Here is a 14,562-nt window from a genome sequence, read left to right on the forward strand (position 1 = left end):
AAAAGTTTCTATGATTCCAGGAGAATTTAGACAAAGCAATGTTGAAGTAGGTGGACACATTGCACCAGAATTTGATGAAATAAGCTCTTACTTTAATGAGTTTGAAACTCTTTACAATCAATGTAAATTTGAGAGTCAAACAATGAAACTTATCTATTCATTGTGTTCTCATCACAGATTAGTTTATATTCACCCTTTCTATGATGGAAACGGAAGAATATCAAGACTATTCCTTGACTACTTACTTCAAAAAATAGGCTTAGATGGTTACGGATTATGGAATCTATCAAGAGGACTTGCAAGACAAAAAGATGATTACTTTACAGCACTAACTAAAGCTGATGAGATTTATAGAGGTGGGTATAATGATGGAAGAGGCAAACTATCTCTAAAAGGTCTTGAGTACTTTTTAAACTTTATGCTTGATACTGCTCTTGATCAAGTTAAATATATGTCAAGTGTAATTAGAATGGATTTAATTTCAAAGAGGATAGCAAGTTATGTTGAGTTCTCAAGAAAAGATATGTATTTAAACGTAAAACCTCTACCAAAACATAGTGAAATAATTTTCCAAGCATTATTACTTCAAGGAGAGATCCCAAGAAACAGCGTTAAAGACATTATAGGTGTTACGAAGCCTACTGCTATTAAAATAGTAAAAGAATTAGAGGAGAGGCTTTATTTGACTTCTAATGAGCCTAAAAGTCCAATTAGAATCAGATTTAATTCACACTTTGCATCTGAAATCATTCCAGAATTATTTCCAAAGGCATAAAAGAACACAATTTAAGTTAAATATTATCCCCATTACATATTTAATCAATGGAGAGATAACTTAAATTATTAGACTTATTCGTCTAATAATCTATCTTGTAATGTCTCAATTGCTTTAGCTAAAGGTTTTGTATCTAAACCATAGCTTTTTGCTTTAGAGATAGCTTCTTGAACACTCTGTTCACTTAATGGATTAGATATATTACATGCTGTTTTAATTACATCTAAAATTTGCACTTTTGATTTTATTGATTCATCACATTTAGAAATATTATCAACATTTTCAATTAAATTTGTAAGATGATCACTTAATTTCCAATGTTTAAATATTTTTGCTGTAATCTCAGATGTAGTAACTCCTAAAAGTTCTTTTTCTGCATTAGCAATTGTTTCACCATTTGCAATTTTTTCTTTAAACTCATCTGCTTTACCTTGAGTTAAAATAACATCAGCAAGAATAAACTTACCTGTTTCTTGTAATAATGCAGGTAATAATAATTCATCTCTTAACTCGAAATTAATTTTTGATACCCATAAACTAACTAGTGTTGATGATAAATTTGATGCTTTCATAAAATCATCACTATTTATTCCATAAGGATCTAAATTAACCATTAAAAGGTTTTGAACAGAACCACCTATTGCAATTGATATTGTAAAGTTTATTCCAAGTAAACCAATAGCTCTACTTGGTGTTTCAACCTTTGATCTAAAACCAAACATTGCAGAGTTTGAAATTTTTAATAAAGTTGAAATAATTAAAGCATCTTTTTCTATTATTTCAACTAATTCTGAAATCTCTTTTTCACTTTTTTTTCTAAACTCTTCAATTTCAATTATTGTTTTTGGTAATGGTGGTAATGATTCAATTTTTTCTAAAATAGCAGTAGTCATAGCAATTCCTTGTAATAAATAATTTTTAATTATAACATAAGATAATTTTAAAAATAGGACTAATTCGCCCTATTTTTAAACATTAAACCTAAAGTGCATAACATCTCCATCTTGAACAACATAATCTTTACCTTCAAGTTTTAACTTTCCAGCTTCTTTACATTTTGCTTCACCACCTAGTGCAACAAAATCTTCATATGCGATAACTTCAGCTTTAATAAATCCTTTTTCAAAGTCATTATGAATAACAGCAGCAGCTTGTGGAGCTTTAGTATTTTTCTTGATAGTCCATGCTCTAACTTCAACTTTTCCAGCTGTAAAGTATGATTGTAAACCTAATTTATCAAATGCTTTATGAATAATTTGCTCTAATCCTGATTCTTCAACACCTAAATCAGTTAAAAACTCTTGTGCTTCTTCATCATCTAAACCAACTAATTCTTCTTCAATTTTAGCACATAATACAATAACATCAGCATTTACAGAAGCAGCATGTTCTTTTACTCTATCTACTAAGGCATTTCCACCATCTGCTAAAGAATCTTCATCAACGTTAGCACCATAAATAACATCTTTATTTGATAAAAGTCTTAATTCTTTATCTAATTCAATAAATAGTTCATTATCTCTATCTTCAAATGATTTCGCTGGTTCTAACTCTTCTAAGTGAGATAATAATGCACTTGCAACTTCTAATTTAGCAGCTGCTGCTTTATCAAATTTTGATTCTTTTTTTAATTTATCGCATTTTTTCTCAACTTGAGAAATATCAGCATAAATCAGTTCTGTTTCAATGATTTCAATATCTCTTAAAGGGTCTATTCCACCTTCAACATGTACAACATTTTCATCTTCAAAACATCTTACCATATGTAAAATAACTTCAACTTCTCTAATATTAGATAAAAACTTATTTCCTAAACCTTCACCTTTTGAAGCACCTTTAACTAAACCAGCAATATCAACAAAATCAATAGTTGAATGTTGAATTTTATCAGGAACTACAATTTTTGCTAAGGCATCAAGTCTTTTATCAGGTACTGGAACAATCGCTTTATTTGGTTCAATTGTACAAAATGGGTAATTTTGTGCCTCTGCATTTTGCGCTTTTGTCAAAGCATTAAAAGTTGTTGATTTTCCTATATTTGGTAACCCTACTATTCCTACACCTAATCCCATTTTTATCCTTTTTTCTTATATTAATTTTTTTGTTTTATTTATTTAAGTTTTGTAAAAAACCAATTGTCATTCTTACACCAGCACCACTTCCACCATAAGGATTATATCCCCATGCTTTTTCAACAAATGCAGGTCCTGCTATATCAAAATGAATCCATTTCTCTTTATTTTCTTCATATACGAAATTATCTAAAAATAATCCAGCTGTAATAGCTCCACCATATCTTGTACTTGCAATATTTGAAATATCTGCAATTTCTGATTTGATAGTTTTTTTCAAGAATCTATTAAAGTCTAAAGTAGTTGCGTATTCACCAGATTTTAAAGCAGCTAAAACAGCATTTCTTTTTAAAATCTCATTATTTCCCATAATACCAGTTGTATACTGCCCTACTCCAACAACACAAGCACCAGTTAATGTTGCATAATCAAAAATATAATCAATATCTTCTATCTCATCTTGTGCATAACATAAACAATCAGCAAGAACAAGTCTTCCTTCTGCATCTGTGTTTCTTACTTCTATTGTTTTACCATTTTTTGCTCTTAAAATATCATCAGGTTTATAAGCATCTCCACCTATCATATTTTCAACAGCCCCTACAATTCCATGTACTTCATATGGTAATCCTAATTTAGCAATTGCCCAAAGAGTAGATAATACAGCACATCCACCTGATTTATCAGATTTCATTGTTACCATATAATCAGCAGGTTTAAGTGATAATCCACCTGAATCATACGTTAAACCTTTTCCAACTAATACAATCTTTTTCTTTGCATTTGCAGGTTTATACGTTAAGTGAATTAATTTTGATTCATGAATTGATGCAATTCCTACACTGTGCATAGCATTCATATCATTCTTTTCTAAATATCTTTCACCATAAACTTTACAATCAATTCCACAATCAAGAGCTAATTCTTTTGCTAAATCAGCCATAACAGCTGGATAGAAATCAGCAGGTGCTGTATTTACCATATCTCTTGTTTTATTTACTGCTTTTGAAATGATTTTTGAAGATTCAAAAATTGCTTCAAGTTCTTTTGTTTTTTCTTTTACAACAATATTTAGTTCTTGTTTATTTTTATTATCTTTTTTTGATTTATAATTATCAAAAGTATAAGCACCTAAAAATGAACCTTCTACAATCGCTTTTAATTGTTCATTTTTACAATCTACTAAATTTAATTTAGCACTTGTAAAATTTGTTGATTGGAATTTTTTAATTCCTGTAGCAATAGCAATTGCAAAACTATCATAACTTTCATCTTCGTAAGCTACATATATTTTTTTTAAATCACCTAATAAAACACAAGATTCATCTACTGCTTTAAAATCAAGATTTTCTAATAATTTTCTATCTTCTGCATCATCAATATCATTTAATAAAATAATTTCTATATCAGTTTTGATTTTTTTAATACTTTTTTCAATTAATCTAATTTTCATAATTACCTTTCTTTTTATCAATTTTTTTTATTTTTTCTGTTTTTTTTGTTGCTTTATTAAAATAATAAATAATACTTCCACCAAATCCTAATGCAATTGGAATTACAAAATACCAATGCTCTTTTGCCCAGTGTAATACTTTTAATATCTCTTCTCCAAAATACCAAACAGGAACAATTGTAATAGCAGCCCAGCACCATGCAGATATTAAGTTTATAAATGCAAACATTTTTGCACTATATCTTGTAAGACCTATTGAAATTGGTATTATAGTTCTCATTCCATACATATATCTTTGTACAAAGATTATAGGCCATCCATATTTTTGTAAAAGTAAATGAGCTAAAGCAAACTTTCTTCTTTGCCCTCTAAATGTTTTATGAACATGACTTTTATTAAATCTTCCAATATAAAAATAAACTTGATCTCCTGCAAAACCACCAAGTCCTGCAATAAAAATAGCAATATATAAATTCATATCACCAGTGTGCGATAAAAGACCAGCCATAATTAAACCAGCTTCACCTTCAAGCATTCCCCATGCAAACAGTATTATATAACCATATTCTTTAAGTAAATAAACAAATTTATTTTCAAATCCATCAACAGGAGCTAAATATAAATTATAAGCTAAGAAAGAGAAAAATACTACAACTATAATTGCTAGTATTTTTCCTGAGTGTGGTTGTATTTTTTTAAAGAATTGTTCCATACTTTTCCTATCTAATCAAAATTTAGTAAGCTTTTTGCTTGAATCATATCTTTATCTCCACGACCAGAAAGGTTTATAATTACAATTTTATCTTTTAACTTATCTTTTGCCTTTTTTAAATATGCAATAGCATGAGAGCTTTCAAAAGCAGGAATAATTCCTTCTTTTCTACTAAGCCATACAAATGCATCAAGTGCTTCATCATCTGTTATTGAGTCATACGAAACTGATTTATTATCTTTATGAAAAGAGTGTTCAGGTCCAATTCCAGGATAATCAAGTCCTGCTGAAATTGAGTGTGCTTCTATAACTTGTCCATCTTCATCTTGTAAAAGGTAAGAGCATTGTCCATGTAAAACTCCAGGAGTTCCTTTTTCTAGTGAACAACCATGTTTATCAGTTTCAATACCTAAACCACCTGCTTCAATACCAACACAAGTAACTTCCTTATCTTCTAAGAAATGAGAAAAAATACCAATAGCGTTTGATCCACCACCAATACATGCAACAACATAATCAGGAAGTCTATTCTCTTTTTCTAAGATTTGTTTTCTTGCTTCATAACCAATTACAGCTTGAAAATCTCTAACCATCATAGGATAAGGATGAGGACCTGCAACTGTACCAATTATATAAAATGTATCTCTAGCATTTGTAACCCAATATCTAATTGCATCATTCATTGCATCTTTTAATGTTTTACTTCCACTTTGTACAGCAACAACCTTTGCACCTAAAAGTTTCATTCTAAAAACATTTAGTTCTTGTCTTTCAACATCTTTTGCACCCATAAAAATTGTACACTCTAAACCCATAAGCGCACAAATAGTAGCAGTTGCAACACCATGTTGACCAGCACCTGTTTCTGCAATAACTTTAGTTTTTCCAAGTTTTTTTGCAAGTAAACCTTGAGCAATTACATTATTTACTTTATGAGCACCTGTATGATTTAAATCTTCTCTTTTTAAATAAACTTTTGCACCTATTTCTTCAGAAATATTTTTTGCATAATATAAAGGATTCTCTCTACCTACGTAATCTTTTAATAAAGCATTTACTTCAGCCCAAAACTCTTTATCAAATCTATATTTTTTATATTCAGCTTCTAAATCTCTTAAAATTGGCATTAATGTTTCAGGAACATACTGACCACCAAAAATACCAAATTGTCCTTTAGTATCAGGATCAAAGGCACTTGCTTTTGGGATGTAATCACTCATTATCTTTTCCTTTTAAATAGTTAGCACAGAATAAACAGGTGCTACTTTTTCTAATTTTTTAGAACCTTCTAAAAATTCAATATCCATTAAAAAACACATTTCAACTAGATTTACATTTAATTTATTTATTAAATTAGCAGCTGCATAAGCAGTTCCACCACTAACAATAATATCATCGATTAATAATACTCTTGCATCTTTTTGATCTCTAAATGCATCAAGATGTAATTCTACTTCATCAAATCCATACTCTAATTCATATTTTTCACATACAGTTGTACTAGGTAATTTTCCTTTTTTTCTAACAGGAACAAAGCCAATGCCTAATCTATCAGCAAGTGCAGCTCCAAATATAAAACCTCTTGAATCGATACCTGCAATATAATCTAAATTATAATCTTTGTATCTATCTTCTAAGTGATTCATTAGAAGCTTATATGCTTCTTTATTGTTAAGTAGTGTAGTTATATCTTTAAATATAATTCCTGGTTTTGGAAAGTCTTTTATATCTCGAATAGATTCTAATAGTATTTTTTTATCATCTTCATTTAATATTTTTTGCTGCAAAATAGTTCCTTACATGAATAGTTGTTATCATAAGTCTTTTATTTTATCGAAAAAATTATTATGATTTTATTTTATTTTAAAAGAAGAGTAAAAAAGATGCTTTTAAATCTCCATGATTTTGGAGATTTAAATATTTTTAAGATGTTTATTTTATTTTTTCAAATAATTCCATTAAAGCTGTTTCATAAACTTTTGCATTTTCTTGAGTATCTGCTTCAAATCTCGTAACAAGTTTTGGAGTAGTATTACTAGCTCTTACTAATCCCCAACCTTTATCAAAAATAACTCTAACACCATCAACTGTAATAATATCTTTTATTTTTGGGAAATTATCATCAGGATTAGCTAATGCTTCTTTTAATTTTTCAATAATTACAAATTTTGTATCTTCTGTTACTGTAATATTTATTTCAGGTGTTGAAAATACTTTTGGTAATTCTTCATACTCTTTATCAAAGTCAAAATTATTATCTATTAATTCTAATGCTCTAAATGTTGCATAAACTGCATCATCATAACCAAAATATCTATCATTAAAGAATAGATGTCCTGAAACTTCAGCTGCAAAAGATGCATTTAATTCTTTTATTTTTACTTTTAAGTTTGAGTGCCCTGTTTTATACATTACAGCTTTACCATAAGAGTTGATAATATCATACATAATTTGTGTACATTTAACTTCACCAATTACTGTTGGATTATCAATAAACCTTGAAAAGAATATTGCTAAGATATCACCTTTGAAATTATTTGTAGGTGAAAGTAATGCAATTCTATCAGCATCACCATCATAAGCAAAACCAAAATCAAATTCACCTGAATCTAGCTCTTTTTTAATATCGATTAATGTATGCTCATCACTAGGATCTGGATGATGATTTGGGAATGTTCCATCAGGAGTTTCAAAAAGTATATGGTGTTTAATATTTAACTTATCTAATATTTCTCTTAAAACAACTCCTGCAACTCCATTTCCACAATCAAAAACAAACTTTTTATTTGTAAGTTTTAAATCTTTAAAGTGATCCACAATAAAATCAATATATCTATTTTTAGCATCAATTTTTGTAGTTTTTGTATTATCAGAAATAACACTTTCATCAGCTAAAATATCTCTACCTAAGGCATAAATTTGTTCACCAAAAAATGGCTCTTTATCTATTGTGATTTTAAAACCATTATATTCAGGTGGATTATGAGAACCTGTAATCATTATAGAACCATCTGATTTCAATCCATCAAATTCTTGAAAATTTGAAAAATAGTTTACAGGTGTTGGAACTAATCCCATATCAAGTACTAATAATCCTGCATTATTAATTCCTGAACTTAACCAATCTTTTAATATAGGAGAATGAACTCTTGCATCAAAACCTACTGCAATATATTTAGCTGTTGGTACTTTTTTTAATAATTCTTTTGCAAAATAAAAACCAATTTTTTTAACAATATTTTCATTTAATTCTTCTTGAAAAATACCTCTAATATCATATTCTCTAAATATTGATGCACTCATGTTATTCATATCTCCTAATTAATATTAATAATTTTTTGTATAGTATCATTTTTTATATTTAGTATGTTTTAAAAATAAATTTATTTTTTGCATTTAAAACATATTATTTAATTATTATAATGATAGTATTTTAATAAAAGGCAATTAAATGAAAGAAAAAATAATTATACTTTTAGGACTATTTTTTACAAACTGTTTTGCTATTGATCTTCAAAAAGCAAATACATACAATGATGAAATACATGAAATAAAAAATTGGTATATGAGTGAAAAACTAGATGGAATAAGAGCATATTGGAATGGCAAAGAACTACTTAGTAAAAATGGCAATAAAATTTATGCTCCCAAATGGTTTACTAAAAATTTTCCAATATTTGAATTAGATGGAGAACTATATACAAAAATAGGAGATTTTGAAAATATTCAAAGTATAGTTTTAGATAAAATTCCTAGTAGAGAATGGAAACAAATCACTTATAATATTTTTGAAGTTCCAAATACAAAAGGGGATTTTTTACAAAGATTAGAAAAAATTAAAACTTGGAATAAACTTCATAAAAATAAATATATTAAAATAATTCCTCAAATTAAATGTGAAAATAAAATAAAAATGAATAGATATTTAGAAAAGTTAATAAATCAAAAAGCAGAAGGTCTAATGCTAAAAAATCCAGACCTTCAATATTTTAGTGGTAGAAGTTCTAATATTTTAAAAGTTAAAAATTTCAATGATGCTGAAGCAAAAGTAATCGAAATTAATTATAAAAATAATAAATTTAAAAGTTTAGTTCTAAAAATGTCAAATAATGTAGTTTTTAATTTAGGAAATGGTTTTACAAAAGAAGAAAAAATAAATCATCCAAAGATTAATGATATTGTAACTTTTAAATATTATGGATTAACAAAAAATCTAAAACCAAAATTTGCTTCTTTTTTAAGAATTAGAAAAAAAGAGTAATACTAATTAATATAATTCAAAAGTTCTAAAAGTAATTCCTTCAGCTGATAATTTATCACATATTTTTCCTATATCAGACTTTATATTTTGCACGATTACTTTTAAACCATTTTGTTCTTTAATACTTAGACTTAAACACTCTTGAGAACCTTCAAAAAAAGTTAATTTTGTATCTTCCACTTGCCAATTAGATTCATTTATACTTAAAGCATCACTTATTTTATCGATTTTTCTATTTATTAAATAGTAGGTTTGAACAGAGGTAGTAATTGTGGAAATATCTCTTTTAATTGTAGAAACAACAGCAGAATCTTTTGTATCTAAATACTTAGGAATAGCAAAAGATGAAATTACACCTAATACAACTATTGCGAAAATTAATTCTAATAAAGAAAATGCTTTTTTCATGATAAATTCCTCAAATCTAATAATCTAAAGAATTATATCATAATAATATTTATAATATATCAGGTATATCGATATTTGTCTCTTTTTCTGTATCTGCTACTATTTCAAAGACAGTTTCAATAGGAGAATTCATATTATCTTCTTTATCAATAAATTTTGTTAAAGATTTATGGAAATCTAGTTTTACTGTTCCAATTGGTCCATTTCTTTGTTTTCCAATAATAATTTCGGCTTCTTCAACTGGTTTATTTACAAATGATGAACGATACTCTTCACCTTTATCTTTTGCTTCTTTTTCTTTTCGTGCTTCATCTCTTTCTTTATATACATCATCTCTATACACAAACATAATAATATCCGCATCTTGCTCAATTGCACCAGATTCTCTTAAATCTGAAAGCATTGGTCTTTTATCAGGACGATTCTCTAGTCCCCTGTTTAACTGAGATAAAGCAATAATAGGAATTTTCATTTCCCTTGCAAGCATTTTAAGACCTCTTGAAATATCAGATACTTCTTGATGCCTATCTTTATTTCCAGTTCCTTGCATAAGCTGTAAATAATCGATGATAACTAATGAAATATTATTATCAGAATTTTGAGCTAGCTTTCTTACTCTTGCACGAAGTTGATTAATATTTATACTTCCACCATCATCTACAAAAAGTTTTTTAGTATTTAAATCATCTAATGCCCCACTTAAATTAGACCATTGAGAATCATCCATATCACCTTTTCTAAGATTTTGTAAAGGAATTGATGTTTTTGCCGCTAACATTCTTAGCATAAGTTGTTCAGCAGGCATTTCAAGTGAGAAGAAAATAACACCTTTATTAGCTTCTACATTTTTTAAAGCCATATTTAAAACTAACGCAGTTTTACCCATAGCAGGCCGTGCTGCGATAATAATTAAATCACCTTCATTAAATCCAGTTGTTTTTTTATCAAGTGCATCAAAACCTGTTGTTTCACCAATAAGATGTTTATTTCCAAGTTTTTTCATTCTTTCAATATATGAAATTGTATCACTTGTAATAAGATTCATATCTTTAAGTTCTGATGTTGCACTATCTGTTGAAATTTTATAAAGTTCACCTTGAATAGTATCTAAGGCATCATTTCCACTAACCTCTTCTTCTAAAGTAACTTTTTTAATTGTAGTTGCAAGTGTTGCTAGTTCTCTTTTTACAGAGCCATCTTTTATTTCTCTAACATAAGCTAGTGTATTTGTAATAGGATTTGCTGATAATATTTCTATTAATATAGAGTCATCAACATCTTTTGAATCAACTCTTTTTTTAATAAACTCTTCATCAATTGGCATGCCATCATCATGAAGTTTAACCATAACCTCAAAGATTTTTTTATGCGCTGGCAAATAAAAATCTTTGGATTTTATCATTCCTAGAACTTCTTCAAGTTCCTCAGGATTAAATAAAATTGAACTTAGAACTGCTCTTTCAATATTTATACTATAAATGCTATCCATTATTTTCTTTTTTCAACTTCTAATTCAACTTCTTCAATAAATCTATTAATTAATTCATCACCAGAAAGCTTAGCTATTATTTCACCTTTTTTCATAACTAATCCAGAACCTTTACCAAAGGCAATAGCAACATCAGCTGATTTTGCTTCACCAATAGCATTTACAACACAACCCATAACTGATACATCTAAAGGTGTAGTTATATGTTTTGTTCTTCTTTCAACTTCTGCAACTGCTGTAACTAAATCAGCTTCAATTCTTCCACATGTAGGACATGAAACAATATTTAAACCTTTTTTTTCAATTCCTACATCTTTTAAAATTGCACGACCTACTTCAATCTCTTTTTCTAATTCACCAGTCATAGAAACTCTTAAAGTATCACCAATACCATCAAGTAATAATGAACCTAAAGCAATAGATGATTTAATAGTTGAATGGAATTGAGTTCCTGCTTCTGTAACACCTAAATGGAATGCATAATTATTCATTGGTCTTAAAGTTCTATAAGCTTCAACAGTTCTTTGAACATCAGATGCTTTTAAAGAAACTTTTATATCTGTAAAACCTAAATCTTCTAAATACTTAATATTATAATCAGCACTAGCAACCATACCAGCTGGAGTTTGACCATATTTATCTTCAAATTGTTTTTCTAAAGATCCTGAATTCACTCCAATTCTAATTGGAAGATTACGTTCTTGACAAGCTTTTACTACTTCTTGAACTCTTTTTTTATCTCCAATATTACCTGGATTAATTCTAATACAATCCACTACTTCTGCTGCTATTAATGCAAGCTTATGGTGAAAATGAATATCAGCAACAATTGGTAAATCAACTTGTTTTTTTATCTCTTTTAAAGCAAGAGCAGCTTCTTTATTTGGAACAGCAAGTCTAACTATGTCTGCACCTGCAAAATGTAATGCTCTAATTTGCTCAACAGTAGCTTCAATATCAGATGTTTTTGTAAAACACATTGATTGTACAGGAATTGGTGCATTACCACCAACTGGTACATTTCCTACGAATATTTGTTTTGTTGGGTATCTTTTTATCATGATGTGATTTTATCTAAAAAAGATTAAATTTAACACATTTGTTTTTTTAAACTTTTTTTTTGAAAAGATTAGATATACTTTGCGATATTATGTGAAGGAAATTTATGCAAGATTTTACTGTTTTTGATATGGTGATTATTGGTATTACACTAGTTTTGGGATTAAAGGGTCTATTTAAAGGACTTATAAAAGAAGTTTTTGGAATCATTGGTATCATTGGAGCTATTTATTTTGCATCAAGAGTATCTAAAGATATTGGTGATTTAATTGCACCTTTATTAGCATTAGAAAATCAAACAACTATAAAACTAATTGGCTTTATTATTGCACTTGTTGGTTTTTGGATGTTTGTATATGTTCTAGGTGTAATTGTAAGTAAAATTTTCTCTGCAAGTGGATTAGGAATATTTGATAGAATCTTTGGATTTGTATTTGGTGCTGCAAAAGTATTTTTAATTTTCTCAGTTATTGCTCATTCAATATACCAAATAGAATCATTTAAAAAAGCTATTGCTAAAAAAACTGAAAATTCAATAGTAATGCCTCATTTATTAAGTGTTGGTTCATATATTATTAAATTAGATACATCTACAATTACAAATGAAATTGGTAATACAGTTGATAAAGTAGTAGATACAACTAAAGATATAACATCAGATAAAGAATCAAGTTCTAAAAAACTAGAAGAAACAACAAGTGAAATCAAAGAAAATATCCAACAAACTGTAAATGATGTAACAGAATCTGTAAAAGAAGAAATCATTGATGAAGTAAAACAAAAGTTCAATGAAACAAAAGACTCAATTTCTGAGCAAACAAAATAGTAAAATTATATAGTAGAATTAAAATTAAGGGATTAAATATTGTTTGAAAACAAATACATACAACAAAGAATAGAAAAAGCTGATAAATTAAGAGATATAGGAATTAATCCATATTCAAACGAATGTTCAAGAAATACAACTATTTCAAAGTACTTAAATGTAAATAGTGATATTTTCCAAAAAGAAGATAAAAGAGATGAAAAAAGACACTATACAGTTGCTGGAAGAATTAAATTTTTCAGACTTATGGGAAAAGCATCTTTTTTAAAAATTGAAGATGAAAGTGGTCTTTTACAAGTTTATGTAGCAAGAGATAATTTACCTGAAGGTTTTTATAATGATATTTTTAAGAAAAATATCGAAGTTGGAGATATTATTGAAGTTGAAGGTTACCCTTTTGTTACAAACAAAGGTGAATTATCACTTCATGTTCATAATATTAAAATTCTAACAAAAGCAATATCACCTTTACCAGAAAAATATCATGGTATTCAAGATAAAGAGCTTAGATACAGACAAAGATATCTTGACTTAATTATGAATAGTGAAGTTAGAAAAACATTCCATGTAAGATCAAAAGTTATTTCATTAACAAGAAGATTCTTTGAAAACAAAGGTTTCTTAGAAGTTGAAACGCCTATGATGCACCCAATTGCAGGTGGAGCAAATGCTAAACCATTTACAACACATCATAATGCCTTAGGTGTTGATAGATTCTTAAGAATTGCACCTGAGTTATACTTAAAAAGATGTATTGTTGGTGGATTTGAAGCTGTATTTGAAATTAATAGATGTTTTAGAAATGAAGGTATGGATGCAACGCACAACCCTGAATTTACTTCAATTGAATTTTACTGGGCTTATAAAACATATAAAGATTTAATCTCTTTAACAAAAGAGTACTTTGAATATTTATTTGAACATTTAGACTTACCAACAGTTTTACCTTATGGTGATTTCGAAATTGACTTTACTAAATTTAGTGAAATTCCATTAATTCAATCATTAATTGAAATTGGTAATGTTCCAGCTGATATTGTTGAAGATAAAGATAAAATCATTGCATATTTAAAAGCTGCAAATGTAGAAGTAAATGAAAAAATGAATCTTGGACAATTACAAGGTGAATTATTTGATGAGTATGTTGAAGATAAATTAATTAACCCTACTTTTATTACAGAATATCCAGTTGAAATTTCTCCACTTGCAAGAAGAAATGATGAAAAGCCTCATTTAACTGATAGATTTGAATTATTTATTGCAGGAAAAGAAATTGCAAATGCATTCTCTGAATTAAATGATCCATTAGATCAATTAGAAAGATTTGAAGGACAAATGGCTGCTAAAGATAGTGGTGGAGATGATGAAGCACATGAAATGGATGAAGATTTTGTAAATGCCTTATCTTATGGAATGGCTCCATGTGCTGGTCAAGGAATTGGAATTGATAGACTTGTGATGATGCTTACAAATGAGCATTCTATTAGAGATGTATTATTATTCCCAG

At 28.0% G+C, this 14,562-nt stretch carries 14 protein-coding genes; 4 read left to right on the forward strand and 10 right to left on the reverse strand.

Annotation, left to right across the window (positions count from 1 at the left end):
* Window positions 1-775 (forward strand): Fic family protein (locus ACERKK_RS05320; RefSeq protein ID WP_373772045.1); only part of this gene is annotated, 775 nt, incomplete at its 5' end.
* Window positions 776-849: 74 nt separating this feature from the next.
* Here the strand turns inward: ACERKK_RS05320 and ACERKK_RS05325 are convergent.
* The 7 genes from ACERKK_RS05325 to ACERKK_RS05355 all read right to left on the reverse strand — a co-directional run bounded on the left by ACERKK_RS05325 (window position 850) and on the right by ACERKK_RS05355 (window position 8,315).
* Window positions 850-1,668 carry an HDOD domain-containing protein gene (locus tag ACERKK_RS05325; RefSeq protein WP_373772046.1) on the reverse strand — a complete coding sequence of 273 codons (819 nt, stop codon included), beginning with the start codon at window positions 1,666-1,668 and terminating at the stop codon, window positions 850-852.
* Window positions 1,669-1,743: 75 nt separating this feature from the next.
* A complete protein-coding gene (gene ychF / locus ACERKK_RS05330; protein ID WP_373772047.1) occupies window positions 1,744-2,847 on the reverse strand; it encodes a redox-regulated ATPase YchF in 1,104 nt (367 codons plus the stop codon).
* A 34-nt stretch (window positions 2,848-2,881) separates the two neighbouring features.
* Window positions 2,882-4,300, reverse strand: coding sequence for a leucyl aminopeptidase (locus tag ACERKK_RS05335; RefSeq protein ID WP_373772048.1), 1,419 nt, complete (start codon window positions 4,298-4,300; stop codon window positions 2,882-2,884).
* Entirely contained in the window at window positions 4,290-5,012 is a 723-nt protein-coding gene (locus ACERKK_RS05340; protein ID WP_373772049.1) for a DedA family protein, read from the reverse strand. Before ACERKK_RS05340 ends, ACERKK_RS05335 begins: the two co-directional genes overlap by 11 nt.
* A gap of 11 nt (window positions 5,013-5,023) precedes the next feature.
* Window positions 5,024-6,232: a tryptophan synthase subunit beta gene (gene trpB / locus ACERKK_RS05345; protein ID WP_373772050.1), complete on the reverse strand. Its 1,209-nt coding sequence runs from the start codon at window positions 6,230-6,232 to the stop codon at window positions 5,024-5,026.
* A gap of 12 nt (window positions 6,233-6,244) precedes the next feature.
* Window positions 6,245-6,802 carry an adenine phosphoribosyltransferase gene (locus ACERKK_RS05350; RefSeq protein WP_373772057.1) on the reverse strand — a complete coding sequence of 186 codons (558 nt, stop codon included), beginning with the start codon at window positions 6,800-6,802 and terminating at the stop codon, window positions 6,245-6,247.
* A 142-nt stretch (window positions 6,803-6,944) separates the two neighbouring features.
* Window positions 6,945-8,315: a phosphomannomutase/phosphoglucomutase gene (locus ACERKK_RS05355; protein ID WP_373772058.1), complete on the reverse strand. Its 1,371-nt coding sequence runs from the start codon at window positions 8,313-8,315 to the stop codon at window positions 6,945-6,947.
* A gap of 148 nt (window positions 8,316-8,463) precedes the next feature.
* On the opposite strand from ACERKK_RS05355, the gene ACERKK_RS05360 reads away from it, so the two are divergent.
* On the forward strand, window positions 8,464-9,273 hold the full coding sequence (locus tag ACERKK_RS05360) for a DNA ligase (protein WP_373772051.1): 810 nt from the start codon (window positions 8,464-8,466) through the stop codon (window positions 9,271-9,273).
* 6 nt (window positions 9,274-9,279) lie between these two features.
* Here ACERKK_RS05360 and ACERKK_RS05365 read toward each other — a convergent pair whose 3' ends face one another.
* The 3 genes from ACERKK_RS05365 to ispG are packed head-to-tail and all read right to left on the reverse strand — an operon-like array spanning window position 9,280 to window position 12,231.
* On the reverse strand, window positions 9,280-9,681 hold the full coding sequence (locus tag ACERKK_RS05365) for a type II secretion system protein (protein ID WP_373772052.1): 402 nt from the start codon (window positions 9,679-9,681) through the stop codon (window positions 9,280-9,282).
* Between the two features lie 49 nt (window positions 9,682-9,730).
* A complete protein-coding gene (locus ACERKK_RS05370) occupies window positions 9,731-11,170 on the reverse strand; it encodes a replicative DNA helicase (protein ID WP_373772053.1) in 1,440 nt (479 codons plus the stop codon).
* On the reverse strand, window positions 11,170-12,231 hold the full coding sequence (gene ispG, locus ACERKK_RS05375; RefSeq protein ID WP_373772054.1) for a flavodoxin-dependent (E)-4-hydroxy-3-methylbut-2-enyl-diphosphate synthase: 1,062 nt from the start codon (window positions 12,229-12,231) through the stop codon (window positions 11,170-11,172). The genes ACERKK_RS05370 and ispG overlap by 1 nt, the downstream gene beginning before the upstream one ends.
* 104 nt (window positions 12,232-12,335) lie before the next feature.
* Here ispG and ACERKK_RS05380 point away from each other — a divergent pair, with 104 nt between their 5' ends.
* Together ACERKK_RS05380 and lysS are read left to right on the forward strand one after the other, a co-directional pair.
* Window positions 12,336-13,055 carry a CvpA family protein gene (locus ACERKK_RS05380; protein WP_373772055.1) on the forward strand — a complete coding sequence of 240 codons (720 nt, stop codon included), beginning with the start codon at window positions 12,336-12,338 and terminating at the stop codon, window positions 13,053-13,055.
* 39 nt (window positions 13,056-13,094) lie between these two features.
* Window positions 13,095-14,562: lysine--tRNA ligase (gene lysS / locus ACERKK_RS05385; protein WP_373772056.1), on the forward strand; the 1,468-nt coding region annotated here is incomplete at its 3' end.

Origin of the sequence: Poseidonibacter sp. (assembly GCF_041821165.1) — a bacterium.
In the GTDB taxonomy this organism is placed as follows: Bacteria; Campylobacterota; Campylobacteria; order Campylobacterales; family Arcobacteraceae; genus Poseidonibacter.